General features: G+C 60.1%; 19 protein-coding genes and 1 tRNA gene. 13 read left to right on the forward strand and 7 right to left on the reverse strand.

The window, feature by feature from the left end:
• Nucleotides 1–337: 337 nt before the first annotated feature.
• From I2F59_RS06740 to I2F59_RS06755, 4 genes are all read right to left on the reverse strand, one after another.
• Nucleotides 338–414: transfer RNA gene (locus I2F59_RS06740), tRNA-Glu, on the reverse strand.
• Nucleotides 415–514: 100 nt separating this feature from the next.
• Nucleotides 515–2,689 (reverse strand): MurT ligase domain-containing protein, encoded by a 2,175-nt coding sequence (locus I2F59_RS06745; RefSeq protein ID WP_195503648.1) that lies wholly within the window; start codon nt 2,687–2,689, stop codon nt 515–517.
• Nucleotides 2,690–2,734: 45 nt separating this feature from the next.
• Nucleotides 2,735–3,778 (reverse strand): hypothetical protein, encoded by a 1,044-nt coding sequence (locus I2F59_RS06750; protein WP_195503649.1) that lies wholly within the window; start codon nt 3,776–3,778, stop codon nt 2,735–2,737.
• Complete coding sequence (locus I2F59_RS06755; RefSeq protein ID WP_195503650.1) at nt 3,778–4,854, reverse strand: tetratricopeptide repeat protein; 1,077 nt, start codon at nt 4,852–4,854, stop codon at nt 3,778–3,780. Before I2F59_RS06755 ends, I2F59_RS06750 begins: the two co-directional genes overlap by 1 nt.
• 500 nt (nt 4,855–5,354) lie before the next feature.
• On the opposite strand from I2F59_RS06755, the gene I2F59_RS06760 reads away from it, so the two are divergent.
• The 5 genes from I2F59_RS06760 to I2F59_RS06780 all read left to right on the forward strand — a co-directional run bounded on the left by I2F59_RS06760 (nt 5,355) and on the right by I2F59_RS06780 (nt 10,789).
• A complete protein-coding gene (locus I2F59_RS06760) occupies nt 5,355–6,578 on the forward strand; it encodes an iron-containing alcohol dehydrogenase (RefSeq protein WP_022093871.1) in 1,224 nt (407 codons plus the stop codon).
• Nucleotides 6,579–6,730: 152 nt separating this feature from the next.
• A complete protein-coding gene (locus I2F59_RS06765; RefSeq protein WP_195503651.1) occupies nt 6,731–7,798 on the forward strand; it encodes a glycerol dehydrogenase in 1,068 nt (355 codons plus the stop codon).
• Between the two features lie 151 nt (nt 7,799–7,949).
• Nucleotides 7,950–9,203 carry a 4Fe-4S binding protein gene (locus tag I2F59_RS06770; RefSeq protein WP_195503652.1) on the forward strand — a complete coding sequence of 418 codons (1,254 nt, stop codon included), beginning with the start codon at nt 7,950–7,952 and terminating at the stop codon, nt 9,201–9,203.
• A 114-nt stretch (nt 9,204–9,317) separates the two neighbouring features.
• Nucleotides 9,318–10,394 carry a redox-regulated ATPase YchF gene (gene ychF / locus I2F59_RS06775; protein WP_055309950.1) on the forward strand — a complete coding sequence of 359 codons (1,077 nt, stop codon included), beginning with the start codon at nt 9,318–9,320 and terminating at the stop codon, nt 10,392–10,394.
• A gap of 11 nt (nt 10,395–10,405) precedes the next feature.
• Nucleotides 10,406–10,789, forward strand: coding sequence for a DUF1648 domain-containing protein (locus I2F59_RS06780; RefSeq protein ID WP_089572786.1), 384 nt, complete (start codon nt 10,406–10,408; stop codon nt 10,787–10,789).
• Nucleotides 10,790–10,798: 9 nt separating this feature from the next.
• Here I2F59_RS06780 and I2F59_RS06785 read toward each other — a convergent pair whose 3' ends face one another.
• Nucleotides 10,799–11,188: a hypothetical protein gene (locus I2F59_RS06785; protein ID WP_195503653.1), complete on the reverse strand. Its 390-nt coding sequence runs from the start codon at nt 11,186–11,188 to the stop codon at nt 10,799–10,801.
• A gap of 76 nt (nt 11,189–11,264) precedes the next feature.
• Between I2F59_RS06785 and I2F59_RS10075 the strand changes: the two genes are divergently transcribed.
• Nucleotides 11,265–11,483 (forward strand): helix-turn-helix domain-containing protein, encoded by a 219-nt coding sequence (locus tag I2F59_RS10075; protein WP_035136926.1) that lies wholly within the window; start codon nt 11,265–11,267, stop codon nt 11,481–11,483.
• 22 nt (nt 11,484–11,505) lie between these two features.
• Here the strand turns inward: I2F59_RS10075 and I2F59_RS06795 are convergent, their stop codons facing one another.
• Nucleotides 11,506–12,519, reverse strand: a complete 1,014-nt coding sequence (locus tag I2F59_RS06795; protein ID WP_195503654.1) for an asparaginase — start codon at nt 12,517–12,519, stop codon at nt 11,506–11,508.
• A gap of 267 nt (nt 12,520–12,786) precedes the next feature.
• Between I2F59_RS06795 and guaA the strand changes: the two genes are divergently transcribed.
• From guaA to I2F59_RS06825, 6 genes are all read left to right on the forward strand, one after another.
• Nucleotides 12,787–14,385, forward strand: a complete 1,599-nt coding sequence (guaA, locus tag I2F59_RS06800; RefSeq protein ID WP_195503655.1) for a glutamine-hydrolyzing GMP synthase — start codon at nt 12,787–12,789, stop codon at nt 14,383–14,385.
• 488 nt (nt 14,386–14,873) lie between these two features.
• Nucleotides 14,874–15,041, forward strand: coding sequence for a hypothetical protein (locus I2F59_RS06805; RefSeq protein WP_158553195.1), 168 nt, complete (start codon nt 14,874–14,876; stop codon nt 15,039–15,041).
• The gene (locus I2F59_RS06810; RefSeq protein WP_195503656.1) at nt 15,041–17,224 is read left to right on the forward strand and encodes a site-specific DNA-methyltransferase; all 2,184 of its coding nucleotides are present in this window, start codon (nt 15,041–15,043) and stop codon (nt 17,222–17,224) included. The genes I2F59_RS06805 and I2F59_RS06810 overlap by 1 nt, the downstream gene beginning before the upstream one ends.
• A gap of 2 nt (nt 17,225–17,226) precedes the next feature.
• Entirely contained in the window at nt 17,227–20,136 is a 2,910-nt protein-coding gene (locus tag I2F59_RS06815) for a DEAD/DEAH box helicase family protein (RefSeq protein ID WP_195503657.1), read from the forward strand.
• Nucleotides 20,137–20,524: 388 nt separating this feature from the next.
• Complete coding sequence (locus tag I2F59_RS06820) at nt 20,525–20,824, forward strand: DUF2958 domain-containing protein (RefSeq protein WP_195503658.1); 300 nt, start codon at nt 20,525–20,527, stop codon at nt 20,822–20,824.
• Nucleotides 20,825–20,828: 4 nt separating this feature from the next.
• Nucleotides 20,829–21,122, forward strand: coding sequence for a hypothetical protein (locus I2F59_RS06825; RefSeq protein ID WP_195503659.1), 294 nt, complete (start codon nt 20,829–20,831; stop codon nt 21,120–21,122).
• 225 nt (nt 21,123–21,347) lie between these two features.
• On the opposite strand, the gene I2F59_RS06830 is transcribed toward I2F59_RS06825, so the two are convergent.
• Nucleotides 21,348–22,622: a hypothetical protein gene (locus I2F59_RS06830; protein WP_229065379.1), complete on the reverse strand. Its 1,275-nt coding sequence runs from the start codon at nt 22,620–22,622 to the stop codon at nt 21,348–21,350.
• Nucleotides 22,623–22,743: 121 nt separating this feature from the next.
• Here I2F59_RS06830 and I2F59_RS06835 point away from each other — a divergent pair, with 121 nt between their 5' ends.
• The gene (locus I2F59_RS06835; RefSeq protein WP_195503672.1) at nt 22,744–22,974 is read left to right on the forward strand and encodes a helix-turn-helix domain-containing protein; all 231 of its coding nucleotides are present in this window, start codon (nt 22,744–22,746) and stop codon (nt 22,972–22,974) included.
• The last annotated feature ends 12 nt before the right edge of the window (nt 22,975–22,986 follow it).

A 22,986-nucleotide genomic window follows, 5' to 3' on the forward strand; every position in this document is an offset into this window, starting at 1 on the left:
CATGTCTCCAGTGGAATACGAGCGGCAATACGCTTGAGGATCCTTAAAAGAAAGTCCAGTTTATCCTTCCCACTCCAAAAGCCTCCCATTTCTCATGTCCAAGAAATGGGAGGCAGTTCAGCGAGAGCAACGGGCTTCTCAGTTTAAATGGTGCCCCCAGCGGGATATCCGCGTGCGGCTGGCGCCGCCCGCTTCCGCTTCGTCGCTTCGCTCCTTGCGTGCTGCGCTGGAAAACGCTTGCGCGTTTCCTCAGCTCCGCACCCTGTCGGGTTCGAATCCCGGCATATCGGTAGCAAAAAGCCCGTCACCGCGGGGGTAACGGGCTTCTTAATTTAAATGGTGCCCCCAGCGGGATTCGAACCCGCGATATCCACCTTGAAAGGGTGGCGTCCTTGGCCGCTAGACGATGGGGACAGCGGGAAAGAGTATAGCAGACTTTTTTAGCCGTTCACATATCGTTGGCAAACTGAAAAACCACCACAAAGGTGCCTGTCCCCTTTGTGGTGGTGAGGTGCTAGGGGAGGAGCTTCATGGCGGCGTCGTGGGCGGCGTGCTCGTAGGTGTCGTCGAGGGGCTTGAGCGGCAGCAGGGCGGCGGCCTGTGCATCGCCACGGTGCTCGAGGGCATGGGCGATCAGCCAGTCGGCGAGTTCGGGGTTTTTGGGCAGCGCCGGCCCGTGCAGGTACGTGCCGATGACGCCCTTGTAGATCAGACCCTCAAAGCCATCGTCGCCGTTGTTGCCGGTGCCCGTGACGACGGACGTTCCGAGCGGCGTGGCATCGGCGTCCAAAAGCGTGCGGCCGCCATGGTTCTCGAATCCCACAAAGGGCTCAGGTGCCAGATCGGTTTTGACGGCTACGTTGCCGATCAGGCGATCGGAGCCACGTACGGTTTCGGCGGCAATGACGCCCAGGCCCTCGATGCGATTTTCGCCCATATAGTACGAACGGCCGAGCAGCTGATAGCTGCCACAGATGGCAAGCAGCGAGCCGCTATCCTCAACATAGGCCGCGACCTTGTCTTTTTGGGCGAGCAGCTCGTGTGCCACGGCTAGCTGGTCGCGGTCGGAGCCGCCACCCATCATGACGATATCGGCATCGGTCAAATCAAGCGTTTCGCCCATACGGACCTCGTCCACGCGCACGGGAATGCCGCGCCAGACGCAGCGGCGCTCGAGCGCGATAACATTGCCGCCGTCGCCGTAGAGGTTAAGGGCATCGGGATACAGGTAGACGATGCGCAGCGGGCGCGAAAGCTCGACTGGCGCGATGCCGACAGGAAGAGCGCTGCCGTCGGCACGGGCTACGGCGCGCCCGGCAACAGCGTCGGCGGTGGCGCCTTTCAGCCCGTCGAGCTCCTTGACCAGCGGCGGGAAGGCCGTGTAGTTGGCGACGGCGTAGAAGGTGTCATTGGCGGCCTCGTCTGCCACGGCGCCAATTGCCTGCGCGACGTCCGAGATAATCGCGGCATCGATGCCGGCGTACTTGAGACGCACCTGCATGTCGTGCGCGCGCGTGCCTCCGGCAAAGGCGACAAGACCCGGCGTGTCGGCGATGCGCTCAAAGTCGACGTCGTAGATCCACGATACATCGTGTCCGTCGGCGTCGTTGTCGTTGAGGAAGAAAGCACAGAGCCTGCCGCCCGCCGTCTTAATGGACTGGATCTGGCGATCGAAGCCCACGGGATTCTTAGCCAGGTTGGCCTCGACAGTGCGGTCGGCGATATCCCAGCGCCCCATACGACCACCGGCGGGCACATAGGCATCGAGCGTGGGCTGCAGGTGCGCCGCATCCACGCCTAACTCATGTGCGGCAAAGAAGGCGGCGGCAACGTTATAGACCATGTACAGGCCGTTGTAGCGTGTGGCGATGTGTGCGGCAGCCGCGTCGGGCGCAGATCCAAAGACCAGGTCAAAGCCGTAGCCGTCGCAGCCGAGCTCCACGCCCGTCACGCGACGGACAAGCGCAGGGCGGGCCCAACCGCACGAGGGGCAATGGTAGGCGCCGAGTTGACCATACTGCACATAGTCGTACTCCAACGGGGCGTTGCACTGCGAGCAAAAGCGCGAGTCGCTAATACGGTCGGACTCGGTGTTGGTGGCGCCATCGATGCCAAAGGCAATACTCGCGTTGGGAACGCGCGCGGCGATCGCGGCACACAGCGGGTCGTCTGCGTTGTAGATGAGCGTTGTTGCCGGAGAGAGCTCCAACGCATGGGCGATGACCTCCTGGGTGTGATCGATCTCGCCATAGCGATCCAGCTGGTCGCGGAACAGGTTGAGCAGCACGAAGTACGTCGGCTTGAGCTTGGGCAGGACGCGCACGGTGTAGAGCTCATCGCACTCAAAAACGCCCACGCGCTTGCCACCGGCTCGCTTAAGGCCGTCGCGGGCCTCGAGCAGAGCACCCACCACACCAGGCTCCATATTGTTGCCGGCGCGGTTGCATACCACGGTGGCGCCGCTGGCGGCAACGGCGTCGGCGATGAGGTTGGAGGTGGTGGTCTTGCCATTAGTACCCGTAATCACCACGCTGCGGTCGACAAGGCCAGCGAGGTCGCTCAGTAACTCGGGGTCGATCTTCATGGCGATGCGGCCGGGGAGTACGCCGCCCTGGCGTTTGAGGACAGAGCGCAGCCCCCAGCGAGCGATATCGCTCGAGGTACAGGCGAGAGATGAGCGGAGGTTCATGAAACCGTTCCTAACGTAAACGACATGGTCGGGTCGAGTGCGTCACTAAAAACCGTAGCGGCGCGCAAATTCCTGGGCAAGCTGTGACACGTCTTCACAGGCATTGGCCCAGGGGGCAAAGTCGGGAGTGTCCGAGATAATACCGTCCGCTTCCCAAACGGCCTGGTGCGAAAGATCCCAGGGATCGCGCGGCTCGGGCCGGCAGGGAAGGTACGGCGTCTGGTACATGGGGTTCAGCAAGAAGAACGCACCGCCCTCGCAACGGTTGGCAAACTCGCGCAGCGCGCGTGTCGCCGGGCGCATCTTGTTTGTTTTGAACAGCAGAATCGTGCGGGCGAGTAGGTACCAGGGGGAGTTCTCGAGGGCATCGGCTCCCATCTGCTCCTCGAGCTGGTGGGCTAGGGCAAAAAAGCCGTCCTCGTCTTCCAAGCGAGCAAGGGCGAGCAACACGGTGCCTGCGGCTCGGGTGGGATAGCCTTCTGCTTTAAGGACGCGGCGGGCGTAGTTGGCGGCAGCACGGTAGCGAGCGCTCGCCATGCACAGCTGCGAGATGGCCTCGAGTGTGTGAAGCCACCCGATAAGAGCCGGCTCGCTTACGGTGAGATCGGCCGCTGTCGCGCCGTCCGTCAAAACCTTGTTGGCCCAGTAGTGCGGGGCCTCCATGTCGAACCCGGGCACGCTTTGCTGCAGGTAATCGGCCGTGGTCGCCTCGAGCTTCATCAGGTCGCCCAGGCAGGCGTCGACGGGCGTGTCCGCCAAAATGATGGCGAGCAGCTGCGCGTCGAGGACATGCGCATCGATGCGGACGATCTTGAGCAGCTCATCACGCATATCGTCGAACAGGCGGTTGCGCGTCTGCTCAAACTCCTCGTCGCTGCCCATGTCCTCGATGCGATGGAGCTCGTCGAGCAGGTGGCGATGAACACCGGCGTAGGACAGCAGTGCCTGGGCATGCTCGGACTGCGCATACTTTTGAGGGTTGACACCCACGTCGTTATGGACAAGTTCGCGTGCTGCATCGGTGAGCTCGGGGTGCGACGCCAGATAGGTTCGCTCCAGGTAGGCGGGGATGTAGACGCTCGGATCCATTAGAGGTCCCCTCCCTTAAATGGAAGCCCCTGCTCGGCCGCGCGCAGGATGCGCTCGTCGATCTGGGAACGCACGATATCGTTGGTGGCGACCCAGGCGGCAAAGCTGGCGTTGTCGGGGGCGCCCAGGCCCTCCTGCAGTACCGGCGTCGCCTCGGACAGCGCAAGGACGAGCTCGTCGGTGGAGCCCACACCCACGTTGACGCGGGCATAGACGCCATCGGGAAACTCGGTTTGGAAGTAGAGCGCCTCGGCCGCGTGCGGGCACGAGCGTGCGAGGATGCGCAAATAGTGCTCGGCGCCCTCGTAGTCCAGCTCGCGCCAGGCAGCGCTCATCAGCGCGATGAGCGTCCACGGGTCCAAGTCGCGCTCCGCATCCTTGGGACGACGGCGCAGCGGCGTGTTGGCGAGATAGGGGACGGAGTGTGCGGAGCGAAAGCGCTTGAGCTCCTCGGCGGGGTATTCGAGCTTTGCCATGGCGAGCATCGCGGTGTGGCGGACACCAGCGGGGTCGTTGGGCGCAAAGTCCAAGCTGCGATTCGCGGCTTCGAGCGACATGCGATAGCGGCCGCTAATGAGGGCGCGCGATGCCAAGGCGGCAAGCCAGCGCAGATAGGGGCGGCGCGTAAGGTCGCCTGCGGCCTCACGCTCGTAGGGGTCCTGCGCCGAGGCGGTCTTGAGCGCCAGATCGTGCTCCACCTCGTCGCACTTGGACACCAGATACTGCACGTATTCCTCGTTGGATTCGGCGGTGAGCGCCGTCAGCATGCGCTGGGCATCCCAGTTGGCCGGGTCGAGTGCGGCTGCCTCGCGGAGCATGTTTTCGGCAGCTGCCTCTTCTTGCTCTGCCTGGGTATCGTCAGGGATAAAGGGAATGCGGTAGTCGACAGCCTCGACCACCTTGGCAATGAGGTGCCCGGCGCGGTCGCGGTCGTGCACGATGAGCGGTGCGGGGTTGCGGGTGAATTGTTCCATCAGACGCTCTACGGCAGCACCGTCGGTGAGTGGGATATTGTCGCGGCGCAAGGCCTCAAGAACGAGGCGATGGCAATCCTCTTGAATGGGATCGAATGCCATGGAGCCTCCTTTGCTGCGGTTAGGGTTCAAATATCTCTATATAAGGTTCTAGTTTACCCGCATGTGGCACACCGGGGGTGCCGCACTTGGACTTGCACCTTTGCACCACGAAGACGGATGTCGCACAAATGTCGGCACCTTGGACGACCGAGTGGTATCACGGTGCCGCAAACGGTCGATTTTTGGCGGCGAACGGTGCATATTTTGGAGGGGCACGGTCCTGCCCGGGATATGTAGTCAACCTTGATAAAACGTTTGCCCAGCTTGGGAGTATGAATGCCGCACAAGGGTCTTCAGGGATAGAAAAAACGTTTCATCATTGGCGGCTTTAGGTGAATAACTGACCAACCAGAACGGTAAAATAGTGTTTGTCTGAGCGTTGAGACGTTTAGACATCGCGCATTGTCATCGCCGGCAACGCGCAAACCGGTCCTAACGGAGCCAATTGGGTGCTCCGTTATATACGCAAGTCTAAGAGGGGCTTGTTTAGGAGGCACAGTATGGGACGTTTTACCAATCCTCGCGATCTGTACTTTGGTGAGGGCGCTCGCCACGAGGTGAAGAACCTCAAGGGTAAGAAGGCCATCATCGTTTCTGGCGGCAGCTCTATGCGCCGCGGCGGGTTCCTGCAGGACGTTGAGGCCGACCTCAAAGAGGCCGGCATGGAGGTCAAGCTGTTCGAGGGCGTCGAGTCCGATCCCTCCATCGAGACCGTCATGAAGGGCGCAGCCGCTATGCGCGACTTCGAGCCCGACTGGATCGTTGCTATCGGCGGCGGTTCGCCCATCGATGCTGCTAAGGCCATGTGGGTCTTCTACGAGTATCCCGAGGAGTCCTTCGACAACATTATCCAGCCGTTCAGCTTCCCCGAGCTGCGTCAGAAGGCTCACTTCTGCGCCATTTCCTCTACCTCCGGCACTGCTACCGAGGTCACCGCATTCTCCGTCATCACGGATTACGAAAAGGGCATCAAGTACCCGCTGGCCGACTTCAACATCACCCCTGATGTCGCCATCGTCGACCCCGAGCTCACCTACACCATGCCCGCCAAGCTGTGCGCTCACACCGGCATGGATGCTCTGACCCACTGCATGGAGGCCTACGTTTCCACCTGCGCCTCTATGTTCACCGACGCCAACGCTCTGCACGGCATCCGCGAGATCGTCGAGTGGCTGCCCAAGTCCTATGCTGGCGACCATGAGGCCCGTCAGCACATGCACGAGGCTCAGTGCATCGCCGGTATCGCCTTCTCCTCGGGCCTGCTCGGCATCGTTCACTCCATGGCTCACAAGACCGGTGCTGCCTTCGAGAACGGCCACATCATCCACGGTGCCGCTAACGCCATGTACCTGGGCAAGGTCATCCAGTGGAACTCCAAGGATCCCCGTGCTGCCGAGCGTTACGCTTACGTGGCCAAGGAGATCCTGCACCTTCCCGGCGAGACCAACGAGGAGCTCATCGCTGCGCTCGTCCAGAAGATCCGCGACCTCAACGACCAGCTCAACATTCCGCAGTCCATCAAGGATTACGCGAATGGTGGCGTGAAGGTCGACGCCGAGAACCCGCAGATGGTTTCCGAGGAGGAGTTCCTCGCCAAGCTGCCCGAGATCGCCGCGAACGCCGAGCAGGACGCCTGCACGCCCGAGAACCCGCGTGAGACCAAGGCTGCCGACTTCGAGAAGATCCTCAAGGCCTGCTACTACGACACCGACATCGATTTCTAATCGGTTCTCACTGTCTTGCAAAGGGTCTCGCGCTCTGTGCGCGGGGCCCTTTTTTGCTATGGTGCAAAGTAGCCTGTCCCCAATGCACAAGTTGGTGCAGGGGGACAGGTTACTTTGCACCAATCGTTGTTTGATGAAGGGCGGATTCTCGCATGGCGCTTCCCATGGTTTATGGCGGTCCCGGCCGGTATGTTCAGGGGCCGGGCGAACTCTCGCGTCAGGGCAGGTATTTGTCATGGTTGGGCTGCGCTGCCTATGTCTTGTTTGACCAGGGCACCGAGGATCGGCTGTGCAGGCAGATCGTCGATGGATTTCTGGACGACGATCTAAGCGAGCCGTTCTTTAAGATTTATGACGGTCCGTGTACGGAAGAGGCCGTTGTCGAAATGGCTAAGGAAGCCCAGGCCGAGTATTGCGACATGGTAGTGGGTATTGGCGGCGGCAAAATGCTCGATATCGCCAAGGCCGTTGCGTTTTATGCCGAGTTGCCGTTGTGCGTATGCCCCACGGCGGCGTCGATGGACGGTCCGTGCAGCGCGATTTCGGTGCTGTATCACGAGGATGGGTCGTTCGACCGCTATCTGATGCTCGAGAAGAATCCAGACCTAGTCGTGGTCGATACCAACGTGGTCGCGGCGGCCCCGCTGCGTATGACGGTCGCTGGTATGGGCGATGCGCTGGCAACGTACTTCGAGGCGCGTTCGTGCGCCGCGGCGCACGGCACCAACGAGCACGGTGGCGCGCCGGGACACTTGGCCTTGGTTGCGGCTCGTGCCTGCTATGACATGCTTATGGAGTGCGGCGTCGCTGCAAAACGCGATCTCAAAAAGGGACGTATATCGCCGGCGGTTGAGCGTCTGATCGAGTGCAATATTCTGCTCTCGGGCGTCGGCTTTGAGAGCGGTGGCTTGGCGTTGGCGCATGCCATTGCCAATGGTCTGACGATCCTGCCCGAGTGCAAGGCCATGCATGGCGAGGCCGTGGCATTTGGTCTGGTGGTGCAGCTGCGCCTGGAGCGTGCGCCCGAGCTTAATCAGGTGCTCGAGTTTTGCCAGCGCGTTGGTCTGCCGACGACGCTCGAGGAGCTGGGTCTTGGCGAGATTTCCGATGCCGATCTGCAGGGTGTTGCAAATGCGGTCTTTAGAAACGAGCGCAATATGGCTAACGAACAGGCCAAGGTGACCAAACAAAAACTCGTGCAGCTCATGTGCGAGGCATAGTTTGGCGCTTGATTGACCTTGTGCAATCGGGGCGGCGATAGGCCATGGGCTATCTGCCTCAAAGGTGCACCGCGTGTAATTTGCCCGAGGCGTGGGCCGATGGCGTATCATTATCTCTTGCTTGTTTGCACTGCTCAGGGAGGGGCCGCGCATGGCGCAGGAACACGATCTGTTTGATGATATTATCGAGATCAGCAAGGGTTTCGACTTTCTTAAAAACCCGCTTGGCGGTGTGACCGATGCACTCGATCCATCGGCGCCGCAGTGGAATCCTGCCGACTATAAAGAGCGTCCGCGCGGCAACACCATTCCGTGCCTGACCTGCAAAAACGAAAAGAGCGGCTGCACCGCGTGCATGGACGTGTGCCCGGTCAACGCTATCGAGGTCGAGGAAGACGCCATCGAGATCCTCGACTCCTGTCGCAAGTGCGGCCTGTGCGCCGCTGCCTGTCCGACCGAGGCGATCATCTCGCCGCGCCTGGCGCCCAAAAACCTGTATGACGATATCGTCTCTGCTGCTACGAGCCACGAGACCGCCTACGTCACCTGCACGCGCGCCCTCAAGCGCATGCCGCGTGAAAACGAGGTCGTCGTTGCCTGCGTGGGCGATATTACGGCCGAGACCTGGTTCTCGGTACTGGCCGACTATCCCAACGTGAGCGTTTACCTGCCGTTGGGCGTGTGCGATAAGTGCCGCAACACCGGTGGCGAGGACATTCTGGGCGAGGCCATTGCTACCGCCGAGGAGTGGGCGGGTACGGGCATGGGCCTGGAGGTCGACCCCAAGAGCCTCAAATGCCATAAGCGCCGCGAGTACGAGCGCAAGGAGTACATGGAAAAGATTGCCCGCACCACGGGCCTAACGGTGACCAAGCTCAATCCGGCGACGGCGGCGCTGGCCTCGGTGACGCAAAAGCTCAAGGCTCATCGCCATCAGATTACCCAGCTCGAGCGTACGCTCAACACCATGTGCGGCACCACGACGACCAAGCGTCGACGTTCGCTCACGCACGGGCGGCAGCTGGTGCTCTCGACACTGCAGAACCATCCCGAGCTTGCCCAGAATATGCAGGTGAGCACGCCGGAGTGCGATTTTGAAAAGTGTACGTCGTGCGGCGAGTGCGTCAACGTGTGTCCCACGTTTGCCTGTGATCTGGTGGGAAGCGGCCGCTTTGCGTTGGAGTCCACGTATTGCCTAGGTTGCGGAGCCTGCGTCAAGGTGTGCCCCGAGCATGCGCTCAAGCTGGTCGAGCACGATGCGTCCAATCTGGTCGTTGTCGACCCCGAGGCCGAGGAAAAGGCCGCTCAGAAGGCCAAGGCCCACGAAGAGGCCCAGAAGGCCAAGGCCGAGGCAAAGGCCAAGCTTGACAAGATGCTCGATCAGGTGGAGAAGCTCGCGGACTAGTCAGCGAGCTCTATCTCTGCTTCATTTGCGCCGCCGTGGTGTCCGGATTCGCCCGGATGCTGCGGCGGCGCTATACTTATGAAGTTTGAAGTACCTGTACCAAAAGGAGCTGTCGTGTCCCTTTCCATCGGTATCGTGGGCCTGCCCAACGTGGGCAAGTCGACGCTGTTCACCGCGCTTACCAAAAAGACCGGCCTTGCCGCCAACTACCCGTTTGCCACGATCGACCCCAACGTGGGTATCGTTGACGTGCCCGATAGCCGCCTGCAAAAGCTCGCCGACATTGTCAACCCGGGCCGCATTGTGCCGGCGACGGTCGAGTTCGTCGACATCGCAGGCCTGGTGAAGGGCGCCAACGAGGGCGAGGGCCTGGGCAACCAGTTCCTGGCCAACATCCGCGAGACCGATGCCATCTGCGAGGTCGTGCGCTACTTTAAGGATCCTAACGTCATGCGTGAGGTGGGCCGCACGGGCGAGTTCGTCGACCCCGCCGGTGACGCCGATACCATCATGACCGAGCTCATCCTGGCCGACATGGGCACGCTCGAAAAACAGCTGCCCAAGCTCGAGAAGGAGGCCAAGCGCGACAAGGAGCTCATGCCCAAGTTCGAGGTCGCCAAGCGTCTGCTTGCCTGGCTCAACGAGGGCAAGCGCGCCGCATCCATGGAGATGACCGACGAGGAGCGTGCTGCCGCCAAGGGCCTGTTCCTGCTCACCATGAAGCCCATCCTGTATGTGGCCAACGTGGACGAGGACATGCTCAACGAGGACCTGGCGCCCATCGATGGTGTCAAGCCGCTGCCCATCTGTGCCAAGATCGAAGCCGAGCTTTCCGAGCTCGACCCCGAGGACGCCGCCGACTACCTGGAGAGCCTGGGCCTGGAGCAGCCTGGTCTGGACGTGCTCGCGCAGGCGGCCTATAAGCTGCTCGGTCTGCAGTCGTTCTTTACGGCCGGCGAGATGGAGGTCAAGGCCTGGACGGTTCGCCAGGGCGCGACCGCTCCGCAGGCCGCCGGTGTTATCCATACCGACTTTGAGCGCGGCTTTATTAAGGCCGAGGTCATTGGCTACGACGACTACATCGAGCTCGGCGGCGAGCAGGGCGCCAAGGCCGCCGGCAAGCTGCGTATTGAGGGCAAGGACTATGTCATGGCCGATGGCGACGTCGTGCACTTCCGCTTTAACGTGTAAGGGCGACGCATATGTTTAAATACGGCAAAAAAGCTGGGTACATGGGTATTGCGCTGCTCGTACTTGCGGTGATCCCGCTGGTGGTTGCAGCGTGTGTTATCCCCAACATTGGCCCCGAGGTGGCAACGAAGTTTAACGCCGCCGGCGAGGTGACGCGCTGGGGCAAGAGCTACGAGCTGTTGGCGCTGCCGGTACTCAATCTGCTGCTGAGCGTGGCGACGTACTTTACGGCGGGACGCCAGGCAAAAAATAATGATGACTCCGCCGCCATGGCGCGCATCGTGTGTGAGCGCTACCTGCGCAACGGTTGCATCACGGGTGTGTTCCTCAACGTGATCAACGTTTACTTTATGTACTCGGCGATTACTGGAACGGGCTTTGGCTTTGGTTTCTAGCTTGTCCTTTTAGGCAACGAGCCTGCACGCATATTCAATGGCTGCTGCGAGGCCGCCGCTCGATCGTGGTTTAAAGACCATGTCGGCGGCGGCCTCGTTTTCGTATCCGGCGCCGCGAAGGGCGAGTGCGATACCGGCTTCCAGGAGAAGGGGCAGACCGCGTTGGCTGGTTGCGATCACGGCAGCCTGATTGAGCGAGCAGCCGTGCGTTTGGCATCGGATGGCAAGTTCACCTCGCGCCGGGCAAGGGACCAGAACGGCGGCGACGCGACTTGATAGCAATGCAAATGCTGTGCGCTCATCGGGCGAAAGGCATTCAGCTTCAACGACGACGAGCTTGGGCGGCGCGCTGTTTGTGCGAAGCGTGGCTCGGTACATGCGGACCGAAGAACCCGACATAGAAAACTCCTGTGTATTCGGGAAAACGTAAACTATAGTTTACGTTTATGTTCGGCTCCATTTCAAACTCGGCTGCATGGACGAACGTGCGAAACAGATTCTTGGCAGGCGGGTCGAAGAGACACGCAGGGACCTTGGTATCTCCAAGGTTGATTTTTGTGTGGCGACAGGAATCAGCCGACCCTACCTCGACCGAATCGAAGATGGGACGGCAAATTTCACGCTCAAGGTTCTATTTAAGATCGCGCCCGCACTCGGCATGACGGTGTCAGAGCTTCTCGAGGGTATCGAATAGGGGATACCCGTCGACAACTGAATTACTCCATCGGGATGCGATCGTGGTTGACTTGGCTGTAGAACAGGCGCTGAATCTCTGCCGCATCGCGTGACTGGCCGAGCGCCCACATGGTTTTGGCCACAAGCGTCTCGGTGGTCATATCATCGCCGCGCAGAATGCCCGGATGATCGGCGTAAGCGCGGCCGACCTCATAAACGCCCAGATCGAGGCCCTCTTCGGGGACCTGCGTGGTCATAACGACGGTGCGACCCGAATCGACCCAGCGGAAAATTGCCTCTTGGAACAACTCGCCCGACTCGCCAAACTCGGGAATACCGCCAATGCCAAAGGTCTCAAGAATTACAGCATCGTAGCTATCGGCTAGGGCGTCCAGGATACCCGGGTTCACGCCGGGCGTCAGCTTAAGGACAAACACGCGCGGGTCGATGCTGTCGTAGAAACGCACCGGGTTTTCGCCCTGATGCGTGCCGTGGAGCCCGTTGCGCACGATGCGGTCGTTGCGGATATAGGCGATGGGCGGATAGTTGACGCTAATGAACGCGTTAAAGCTCATGGTGCGCTGCTTGCGGGCGCGCGTGCCGGCAATGGCGACGCCGCCAAACACGATCGAGACGTCGTGCGAATGCTCGTCGAGCGCATAGAGCAGGCTCTGATACAGATTGAGCTTGGCGTCGGTAAAGGGATTGCCCATGGGCTTTTGCGAGCCGGTGAGCACGATGGGCTTGGGGCTGTCCTGAATCAGGTAGGAAAGCGCTGCCGCGGTGTAGCTCATGGTGTCCGTGCCGTGCAGGACCACAAAGCCGTCGTGGTCGGCATAGCCCTCGACGATGACGTCGCGGATACGCATCCAGTCGCTCGGGCGCATATTGGTGCTGTCGATGTTCATGGGCTGCACCACGTCGAGCTCGCAGAGGTCCGAGATCTCGGGGACGCTCTGGGCGAGCTCCTCACCGGTCAGGGCGGGGGAGAGGCCGTTGCCGTCCTCGGTCGATGCGATGGTGCCGCCCGTGGCGATGAGAAGGATGCGCTTCATGCTGGTATTCCTATCGTATTTGCCGCCGCAAGGGCGGAGTCGTTCGGCAGTATTGTGGCACAGGGCGTCCAATGTTCAAACGTATTACATCATCTGTAACGTTCGGTAACACTTCAATTGCCGTCAAATAGGGGCCTAGGTCGTGCGTTTGCCGTGCGCTGATGGCTGCGAGGGGCGAGAAGCCCCATATAACGTGTACACTATGAAGGCTATTTTCGTTCATTCACGCGGGTGGGCACCGGCTCCCCGCCAACAAGAGGGGGAACCATGGATCAAAAGGCTTCCGCAAAGGTCCTCGTACTCGACTTTGGTGCGCAGTACGGTCAGCTCATTGCCCGTCGCGTCCGCGACCTCAACGTGTATTCCGAGATCGTCCCCTGCGACATCTCGGCCGACGAGATTCGCGAGATGAACGCCTCTGCGCTCATCCTTTCCGGCGGCCCGGCTTCCGTGTATGCCGAGGACGCTCCGTCCATCGATCCTGCCATCTTTGACCTGGGCCTTCCCGTCCTGGGCTTTTGCTACGGCCATCAGATCACGGCCGTGACGCTCGGCGGCAAGGTCGGCCACTCCGAGGTGGGCGAGTACGGCCGCGCCACCATCATGCGCACGGCCGGCGCCAAGCTCTTTAACTCCACGCCTATGGAGCAGACCGTGTGGATGAGCCACCGCGACGCCGTTTCCGAGGTGCCCGAGGGCTTTACCGTTACCGCCAGCACTGACGTGTGCCCGGTTGCTGCCATGGAGTGCGTCGAGCGCAAGATTTTCACCACGCAGTTCCACCCCGAGGTTAAGCACTCCGAGTACGGTCAGCAGCTGCTGAGTAATTTCCTGTTTGAGATCTGCGGCCTGGAGCCCAACTGGAGCATGGACAACCTGGTCGAGACCATGACGGCCGAGTTCCGCGAGAAGGTCGGCGACGACCGCGTGATTCTGGCCCTGTCCGGTGGCGTCGACTCCTCCGTCGTGGCTGCGCTGGGCGCTCGCGCCGTGGGCAAGCAGATGACCTGCGTGTTCATCAACCACGGCCTGCTGCGCAAGGGCGAGCCCGAGCAAGTGGAGGAGGTCTTCACCAAGCAGTTTGACGTCGACTTTATCCACGTCCACGCCGAGGACCGTTATGCCGAGCTTCTGGCCGGCGTGACCGAGCCCGAGGAGAAGCGCCGCATCATCGGTACGCAGTTCTGGAAAGAGTTCTTCGCCGTGGCGCAGCAGCTCGAGACCGATGGCAAGCCGGTCAAGTATCTGGCTCAGGGCACCATCTACCCCGACATCATCGAGTCCGGCGCTCGCAAGACGGGCGGCAAGGCGGCCACCATCAAGAGCCATCACAACCTGATCCCGTTCCCCGAGGGCGTGCACTTCGACCTTATTGAGCCGCTCGACCACTTCTTTAAGGACGAGGTCCGCGCGCTTGGTCTGGCGCTCGGACTGCCGGGTCACATCGTGTTCCGCCAGCCTTTCCCGGGCCCGGGTCTTGCCATCCGCATCATCGGCGCGGTCGACAAGGAGAAGCTCGAGATCCTCAAGAACGCTGACGCTATCGTGCGCGAGGAGCTCGACGCCTACAACCAGCGTCTGTTTGAGCAGACTGGCGAGCGCAACTCCGAGCACAGCTGCTGGCAGTATTTCGCGGTCCTGCCCGACATCAAGTCCGTCGGTGTTATGGGCGACGAGCGCACCTATCAGCGCCCGATCATCCTGCGTGCCGTCGAGTCCAGCGATGCCATGACCGCCGACTGGGCCAAGCTGCCCTACGACGTGCTGGCCCGCATTTCCGGCCGCATCGTGGCCGAGGTTCCCGGCGCCAACCGCGTGTGCTACGACATCACGTCCAAGCCGCCCGCGACCATCGAGTGGGAATAGTAAATAGCTCTTTGCGAGGGAGGTCGGATGCGGCCTCCCTCGTTTTTTATTTGCGTGCCATGGATGCTTGTGCATTGTGGTGTATGTGGTACATGCAAACCAGCCACGCAATCTCTCAAGCTGTTTAGCTGGGATTATTGTTTGCTGGTATTTTTTAAAGTGTTTTCAATTACCGAAGTAACGCCATCAATTTATTTCAATTAATGCTGACCGGCAGATCGCGTCCGCCCGCAAGAGGCCGCTCGGACTGGTACTCAAAATGTACTCACGACGTTTTGAGTATCGATTTGCTGGTACTCACAGACGGAAAAAACGACTGTCTACCTCGATATATTCGTTATCCCCAACGATTCGTCAACGAATACTGACTAGTGATTGAGTGATGCATGGCTCAAATTGGCATACGTAATTACGTAATTACGTATTCTGAAGTAAAATGATTTCGGTCAATTAAGGAACGTAGAACAGGTCAATTCGGAGGGGCGATCATGGAGGAAGATCAGGCTGTTCATGCCGAAAGGGAGCTAGATAAGTTCACGCTCTCGATAACCCGCGAGGATAAGCGGGCTCTTAAGTCCTATGCCGCGCGCCAGGATAAGACGGTGGCTAAAGTCCTGCGCGAATGGATTGACGAGAAGTGCAAGGGGGAGAAGTGATGTCTCAGACGGCGCAAGCGGTCGTTCAGAACCTTGTTGATCGCGCTGTCAAGTTGGGCGATCGTCAGCTCGCTGCCGACATCCGCGCCTTTGCGGCGCAGCGCCAGTTTGGGCTTGTGTTCGAACACAACCGTCCAGAGCGACTTCGCCTTTATGGCAAACCTATCATGGAGGGCGATGTCGTACAGGTGCTTCCCGAGCGTGGTAAAAAAGAGGACTCTAGCTCCCAACTGCTATGGTTGGTAAATGCCGTTCGGGGGGGGGTTGCTGATCTAAAGCCATATCAATCGCCCTCATATGACGAAAACGAATGTGAGCCCCGCTCCGTTGCCGTCAACGATGTCGTGCCTGTTGCTGAATATGACCAGCCGATTTATGCTGGCCTCAAAGAGACTGGGCGTGTCGAGCGCGCTGGCGATAAGCCCTATCAAGTAGTCATTAACGGCGAAAACTACCATGCTCTTGAAACCTTGGCCTTTGCCTATGCAGGCAAAGTGGACTGCATATATATTGACCCACCCTATAACACCGGTGCCCGCGACTGGAAATACAACAACGATTACGTCGACGGCTCCGACGCCTATCGCCACTCCAAGTGGCTCGCCTTCATGGAGCGCCGCCTCAAGCTCGCCAAGCAGCTGCTCAATCCCAACGATTCCGTACTCATCGTGACGATCGACGAGAAGGAGTACGCAAGGCTTGAGCTTCTTTTAGAGAGCGTTTTTCCCAACGCGACCGGTATCCAGACGGTTTCAATCACCATAAACAAGAACGGGGTTGCCCGCGGCAACCAGTTCAAGAGAGCTGACGAGTACGCTGTCTTTTGCTTTTTTGGCACCGCCGCGCCGTGCCAAGTGGACCGCAGACTCTATTCCGTTGAGTTCGGAGAACTTGAGGAAAAAGTGGCTGATGACGCGTCGAGCAGCCGCTCCCAACGTAAAGTACGTTGGGAGTGGCTGCTGAGGGGCGGTCCCAATGCCGCTCGCACCGCAAGGCCGAACCTCTTCTATCCCATCTATATCGATGAGGAGACCGCGACCATTAAGGAGCTCGGCGCTTCTCTCCCCCTTGAACAAGACTGGACAAAGATACCGACAAAAACGGGTCTCAGGGCAGTTTGGCCTATTAGGACCGATGGCCGAGAGGCGACTTGGAGGATTTCCCAGAATGCTCTACAGGCCAAGCTTGATCGCGGGTGCGCAAAAGTAGGTGAGTACAACAAAAAGAGTGATCGGTACTCCCTCCTTTACCTAGGAGATTCCCAAGAGGAGCGTCTCAAGAATGGAGAAATTAAACTCATCGGCAAGGCTGAGGATGGGTCCTTGCTTCTCGAAGAGCAGGGAGAGCGCTCTGCCATTCCAACAACTGTTTGGAGTGGCACGCAGTTCTCTGCCGGTGAATACGGGAGCCGATATATCAAAAAGTTCATCGGCGATAGGCGCTTCACATTTCCAAAGTCCCTTTATGCGACCGAGCTCTCAATCGCTTCCGTTGTTGCCGACAAGCCCGACGCCCTTGTAGTCGATTTCTTCTCAGGATCGGGCACCACGGCACATGCCGTCATGCGCTTGAACCATCAGGACGGCGGGCGCAGGCGCTCCATCAGCGTAACGAATAACGAGGTCTCCGAGGACGAATCCAAAAAGCTCACCAAGCGCGGTCTTCGCCAGGGCGACCCCGAATGGGAGGCGCTGGGCATCTGCCAGTACGTTACCAAACCACGCGTCACGGCGGCCATCACGGGCAAGACGCCCGAGGGCGATTCCATCAAGGGTGACTACAAGTTCACCGACGAGTTCCCCATGGCCGACGGCTTCGAGGAAAACGCCGTCTTCTTTGACCTCACCTACGAAGACCCGGACGCCGTCGAGCTGGGCGTGGCCTTCGAGGAGATCGCGCCCCTGCTCTGGCTGCGCGCTGGTTCGCGTGGCAGCATCATCAAGCACGAGCAGCCGGGCTTTGCCATGGCCGACGCCTACGCCGTCCTCTTCGACTTTGCTTCGGTCGGCGCTTTCATAGACGCCGTCAAGCAGAATGCCAGCATAGGGTGCGCCTATGTGATCACGGACGACACGGCTCGATACGCCTCCGTCAAGGCACAACTGCCTGGGCTCGACGTCGTCCGCCTGTACGAGAACTACCTGCAATCGTTCAAGATTGCCGCCGAGGATGCGGTGAGGTAAACATGAGAGTCGAACTTAAGGATTTCCAAGCCGGTGCGGTCGCGACCCTGGCGAACAAGTTGCAGTCGATGCGCCGACGCTACGAGCAGGACGGCGAGCTGTCCTCGATATGCCTCGCATCTCCCACGGGGTCGGGCAAAACGGTCATGTGCGCAGCGACGATCGAAGCGCTCTTCTTCGGAGACGACGATCTGAGCCTCATGCCTGACGAGAATGCCGTCGTTCTTTGGCTCTCGGATTCCCCGAGCCTGAACGAGCAGACGGGCGTGCGTTTCTCAAACGTGGCGGACAAGCTGGCAGACAGCATCCTCGACAGGCGCCACCTGGTCACAATTACCAACGACTTCGGAGCCGCGCACGACATTCTCGAGCCGCGCCACGTCTATTTCCTCAGCAAGGACCTACTCAGTAAGAACGGCCTGCTCACAAAGGGTAGTGAGGCCAACTCCGGCCGCGTGTTCTGGGACATCCTTGACCGCACCATCAGGGACCCGGAGCGTAACCTCTATCTGTTCATCGACGAGGCGCACCGCGGCTTGGGCGCCAATGCCTCGAGCGAGCGCGGCACGGTGACTATCTACGCCAGCCTCATTGATGGGCTCGACGGCCGTGCAGCGATGCCCATCGTCGTCGGGGTCTCTGCCACGCCGCAGAGGTTCGAGGCGGCCATGGACCAGCGCGCCGATCGCGTGCGTATGCCAAAGGTCGCTGTGACCCCTCGCGAGGTCCAGGAGTCAGGTCTGCTCAAGGACATCATCGAGTTGCGCGTGCCAGAGAAGGACGACCCAGTCGAGCACCAGTACCTCACTATGGCGTGCGAGCGCTATGCCCTGGCCTGCCGCGAGTGGGGCGAGTACTGTGCCCGCGAGGGCGAGAGCCCCGTCAACCCGCTGCTGCTCATCCAAGCGGCGGACAACGTGAGCAGCTCGGCCCTGGCTGAGATGTGCGACCAGATCACGGGCCTGGTCCCCGGCCTTTCCGAGGCGATGTCGTTCGCCAACGTCTTCGGCGAGCATAAGGACATCGCGGCGGGAAAATACCTCATCCCCTATGTCGAGCCCGAGTTCGTTCAGGACACCTCGCGCATTCGCGTGCTCTTCGCCAAGGAGGCTGTCTCCAACGGATGGGACTGCCCGCGAGCGGAGGTCATCTTCTCGCAGCGCAGGCGTTCGGACTCGACCTATATCGCACAGCTCGTGGGACGTATGGTACGCACCCCGCTCGCGCGGCGCATCGAATCCGATGATCTTTTGAACTCCGTCGCCTGCTACCTGCCCCAGTTCAATCCCGAGAGCACTCAGGACGTGGTCGACTACCTCATGGGCCGCAAGGACGACATGGGCGAGAGCTCCATCGGCAAGCAGAACATCGTTCTCAACCCCGTGACTATCACGGCGGCTGCGCCCAAGTCCGAAGCCGACTACCAACAGGAGCTCAAGGCGTACGAGGAGAACGAGAAGGCCATTGAGGCGGCGCGGCGGGCACAACCCGGCTACCAGGCGCCACTTGCCGGCATCGCGATTCAAGAGCCGTTGGACATGCAGGGAACGCAGCCCTCGCTTGCCTCGGCGGTCAGGCCCGTCGACGTTCCGGCGCCAGAAGCGGAGCCGGCGCCTCAGCCCGCAACGGGCAACTACGTTGCAGCGCCTGCCCCGCAGCAACCTGCGACACCTGAGCCAAGTTTCACACAGACCGAGCCGACCCAGCCCGTCTCGGTCGTAAAACCCGTGCCCATGGCAAAGCCCAAGCCGCCCACCAAACGCGAGCAGTCTTTCACGCATCAGGAGTGGCAGGGCATCCGCACAGCCTTCGATTCCATACCCGTCCAGCGCATTCCGAAGAAGGCCAGAAACGAATTCCAGAGCCTGGTTAAGACGGCGACTCTGCTTGTCGAGACCGGCCTCGATGTCAATGCCGCGGCCGACGTGAAAAAACAGTTCGTCCAGAAGCTCAAGGGATACATCGTTGCTAACGAGGACGAGTACCGCGAAGCCAAACACGACGTAGAGGTTGCCGAGACCGTCAAGATCACGCTCGACAAGCTCAACGAGACCGAGGACCAGGAGCAGGAGGAGGCCCGCACGGACGCCGAGGGCCTCAGAAAGGCCGCCCGCGACGCCGACATGCATTTCACTAAGGAGTTTGCGAATGAGTATCGTCGCGCCAACTTCAAGGAGCTTGGGCGCCCCGAGTGCGACTTGCGCCTTGCCGCAGCGGTGCGCACACAGGCCATCGTTGATGCGCTCGAGGGCTGGGCGGCTCAATGCCGAAAGGAATACTTCGATAAGGTCGATGGATCTGGCGATTATGACTACCTTAACGACTCGGCAAAGCAGCGTTACGACGAGCTGGCCCGTGAAACTGAGGGCAAGCGCCTCACAAAGATAGAGTGGCCCACGTCTACCAGCACGTCGGACGACTTCGCTAAATATCCGTGCCATATCGTGCAGAAAGAGGACGGCCTCTGCCCGCTCGACCTGAACCCGGCGGAAGACTATATCGTTAGGAACGAATTGGCAAAGAATCGCACGGTTGCCTTCTATCGCAATCCGTCGGGCAGCATGTCTGCTAAGGCGTTTTCGATTCCGTACATGTCTTCGGTGGGACGCAAGGCCCTGCATCCAGACTTCCTCTTCTTCGTGAAGGATGCAGCGGGCGTCATCAGGCCGTCCATCGTTGACCCTCATGGCGAGTTCCTCGGCGACACGCTAGCAAAGCTTAGGGGCTATGTGACCTATCTGCGCGATTATCCCGATGTGTTCAAGCAGGTACTCTTCGTCGGGGATATGGGCGAGGGCGTGTACAAGGTGCTCAACCTCTTGCGATCCGATGTGCAGGATGCCGTGATGGGCTACAGCGATGTCGACTGTAAGGCGCTCTTCTACGGCTCCTTCGCAAACGACTATCACTAGGATTGTCGGGATTTGCCTGGCGGGCGTCTCGGATCATATACAAGAACCGAATTAGTAAGGCTCGCTAAGGCGGCCGTCCGTTAGGGGCGGCCGCCTCTCTTCAGTCTTGACCAATGATTTCAAGCATTTCGGTGGCATTCGCCGGTCATGACCTCGTATCCGTTACGTGGGTGGCACCTCCGCTACGCCGCGTCAAGGGGCCCATGAGACCCCGCACAAACCTCCGCTCCGCTCCGGTTGGTGGAGGTCGTCATGGACTCCCTTGACCCGTCTTCGCTCCGGTGCGGCTTTGCAGGGAGCAAAGCCGACGACGACGCGCGGCGTCGCCATTCGGCTTTGCCCGCAGGGGCGAGATGTTGAGGGCAGCGTGCCCGGAACGGAGGAAGACATGCAGCAGCTGATGACCGAGGAAATCGCCAAGACGGTGCCGAGGCTCTACGGGCAGGACGGGGCGGAGGACCCCACGGTCTACGCCCACTACTTCTCGTGCGTGAGCGGATGGGACTGGTGGCTGCTCGAGTTCGACGGAACGGACGAGGCGTTCGGCCTCGTCGAGGGCTACGACGACGAGCTCGGCTACTTCAGCATCAAGGAGATGGTCGAGTTGAATCGCTCGATGGGGTTCGCCGTCGTCGAGCGCGACGAACACTTCTCCCCGAAGCCGCTCAGCGCCGTCAGGAGGAGGTAGCTCCATGGGGATGTTCGAGTACGGTGTCGTAGGTTGCCCTAGCGAGGTTTCGGGCGAGGCAAACGAGTTGACGGTCGTCGTTGAGTACGAGACGGACCTCGAGGGAGGGGCGTATGAGGTGGGTGTCGCGCCGGAAGGGTCGCCCGGGCTCGAGCGTCTCGTCTCGGAGGCGTGCGGCGAGGCCGATGCCCTGGTGGGGGATGAGGGCGGATGGGCCGCCGTCCGCATCGGGCGCGGCGACGTGGAAAGCATCGACTGCGAGAATGGGCGGACCATGTACGTCGCCGGAGAGGGGTGAGGCGCATCCAGAGAGCGCGGGCATGCCATCGGCGTGACCGCGCCAGCTATTCCGGGGATGCCTCGCGCCATCCCCGCACCCCTGCGCGCCAAGGGGCTGCTGCCCCTTGGAACCTTGCTTAAGGAAACTCGAGGGTGCGTGACGAGTTTTGGGATTTATGCGTTTGTCGTCGATGGACTCCTGTCTGGCATATACACGCTCTGACCCGGAATCCGGCTACGGACGCTATTTCGTGGCTCCGCAGGAAGAGCACTTGTACCCGGTGGTCACGGTTTCGTCCCAAGCCGCACTTACCTGAACCTGTTCGTCGTAGGCATCGGAAACCTTTACCTGTTCGTCATAAGCCGCTTGCACGGTACGAGACTCTTCGTGACAAGAACCACAGTTACCACCATTAAGCAACGAGTTCTTAAAATGAGCAGCTTCGTTTCCGGTAATATCTGCACCGCAGTTATTGCAAATGCTGACATACTTCACAACCGCATCGTGGTGAACGGTCTTGTACTGCGCGTCGTGATGGACGGTCTTGTACTGCGCGTCGTGATGGACAGTCTTGGTCTGGGCAACCCAATTGTGCTGGTGCGCCGTGGTGTCATCCTTCTTTGATGAGCCGCCCGAACTGGAACCGGAGCCGGAGTTTCCGCTACCTCCGCTCGGCTTGCTGTCCGACTTATTTCCAGAACCGTTGTTTCCGCTGTCGTTCTTGGAACCGGAATCGTTCTTCTTGTTGTCGGAGGTCTCCGGTGTCTTTGCATCGGACTTGTCCTCCTTGGCGGTCTCCTCGGCCTTCCCAGTCTCCTTCTCGACGGCATCCGCGTCGGCGTTCGGGTTCTTCTTGATGTTGTCCTCGAACTTCTTCGCGACCGCCGCGCCCTTGTCTCCGGTCAGGGTGGAATCGCCCTTCTTCACGGCTGCTGCAACGTCCTTGGCGATGGCGGTCAGGTCATCCTTCGTCACCTTGTCCGCATCCACCTTTTCGAGCGTGATGACGGTACCGTTCGTTTTCTTGTCATCTTTCCCGGCCTTGACCTTACTGGACGCTGCCTTATAGGTAGAGCCGTCCGCGTTCACCGGCGGGATGAGGGTGACGCTGTAGGTGCCGGACTTGCCGACCTCTACGGTCACCTGCTTGTTCGCGGCGATGGCGGTGTAGAAGTCCACCTTCCCGTCCGCATCCTCTATATGGGCGATGACTGGCGTGGAAGTGTCCGCATCCCAGCCGTCAGCCTTTACCTCAAGGGTAAGTACCATGTCCTGCTTCTCATCGTCCTTTGACTGGGACACCGCAGGAGCATTGGAATCTCCCGTCCAACTGGCCTGTGAGATGGCGTAAGCCCCGCCGCCGACGAGAAGCGCCGCACAGAGGATTCCCGCACCAGCCGCGCAGACCTGCTTACGGGAAAACTCGCGCCCGAAGAGCACGAAAGGTTTCCCCTCTTCCTTTTCCACTGCATCCCCGGAGACCATATCGTCCGTCACCTTCGGAATCTCCGTAACCACCATGGCTCCTTCCTGATTGCGATACTTCAATATTTGCATTGTATTTCAAATTGTCACTTATATAGGTGTGACTTATATAGGGTTGGCTTGAATCATTGACACCGAAGGATGGGAGGTGTCGATGACTCAGCTGGACCCCAAGATGCGCGTGGGGCTCCGCATCAAGGAGCTAAGGGCCGGGCTCGGCCTGAGCCAGGAGGCCTTCGCGTACTCCATCGAGATGTCGCGCACCTACTTCGCCGAAGTCGAGACCGGCAAGCGCAACGTCTCAATCGAGAATATCGAGCGCATCGCAGGCGGGCTCGGCGTTTCCCTGAGAGAGTTTTTCGATTCAGACCTGTTCGATGGATAGTTCGGCTGCCGG

It is taken from the genome of Collinsella aerofaciens, assembly GCF_015556945.1.
GTDB lineage: Bacteria > Actinomycetota > Coriobacteriia > Coriobacteriales > Coriobacteriaceae > Collinsella > Collinsella aerofaciens_AO.

Bases quoted from the DNA above. Each gene is read 5' to 3' on its own strand.
- I2F59_RS06795 (WP_195503654.1), bottom strand. From the start codon at position 12,519: ATGAAGCGCATCCTTCTCATCGCCACGGGCGGCACCATCGCATCGACC.
- I2F59_RS06825 (WP_195503659.1), top strand. From the start codon at position 20,829: ATGGGGATGTTCGAGTACGGTGTCGTAGGTTGCCCTAGCGAGGTTTCG.
- I2F59_RS06745 (WP_195503648.1), bottom strand. From the start codon at position 2,689: ATGAACCTCCGCTCATCTCTCGCCTGTACCTCGAGCGATATCGCTCGC.
- I2F59_RS10075 (WP_035136926.1), top strand. From the start codon at position 11,265: ATGGACGAACGTGCGAAACAGATTCTTGGCAGGCGGGTCGAAGAGACA.
- I2F59_RS06765 (WP_195503651.1), top strand. From the start codon at position 6,731: ATGGCGCTTCCCATGGTTTATGGCGGTCCCGGCCGGTATGTTCAGGGG.
- I2F59_RS06815 (WP_195503657.1), top strand. From the start codon at position 17,227: ATGAGAGTCGAACTTAAGGATTTCCAAGCCGGTGCGGTCGCGACCCTG.
- I2F59_RS06810 (WP_195503656.1), top strand. From the start codon at position 15,041: ATGTCTCAGACGGCGCAAGCGGTCGTTCAGAACCTTGTTGATCGCGCT.
- I2F59_RS06770 (WP_195503652.1), top strand. From the start codon at position 7,950: ATGGCGCAGGAACACGATCTGTTTGATGATATTATCGAGATCAGCAAG.
- guaA (WP_195503655.1), top strand. From the start codon at position 12,787: ATGGATCAAAAGGCTTCCGCAAAGGTCCTCGTACTCGACTTTGGTGCG.
- I2F59_RS06835 (WP_195503672.1), top strand. From the start codon at position 22,744: ATGACTCAGCTGGACCCCAAGATGCGCGTGGGGCTCCGCATCAAGGAG.
- I2F59_RS06785 (WP_195503653.1), bottom strand. From the start codon at position 11,188: ATGTCGGGTTCTTCGGTCCGCATGTACCGAGCCACGCTTCGCACAAAC.
- I2F59_RS06750 (WP_195503649.1), bottom strand. From the start codon at position 3,778: ATGGATCCGAGCGTCTACATCCCCGCCTACCTGGAGCGAACCTATCTG.
- I2F59_RS06760 (WP_022093871.1), top strand. From the start codon at position 5,355: ATGGGACGTTTTACCAATCCTCGCGATCTGTACTTTGGTGAGGGCGCT.
- I2F59_RS06820 (WP_195503658.1), top strand. From the start codon at position 20,525: ATGCAGCAGCTGATGACCGAGGAAATCGCCAAGACGGTGCCGAGGCTC.
- I2F59_RS06780 (WP_089572786.1), top strand. From the start codon at position 10,406: ATGTTTAAATACGGCAAAAAAGCTGGGTACATGGGTATTGCGCTGCTC.
- I2F59_RS06755 (WP_195503650.1), bottom strand. From the start codon at position 4,854: ATGGCATTCGATCCCATTCAAGAGGATTGCCATCGCCTCGTTCTTGAG.
- I2F59_RS06805 (WP_158553195.1), top strand. From the start codon at position 14,874: ATGGAGGAAGATCAGGCTGTTCATGCCGAAAGGGAGCTAGATAAGTTC.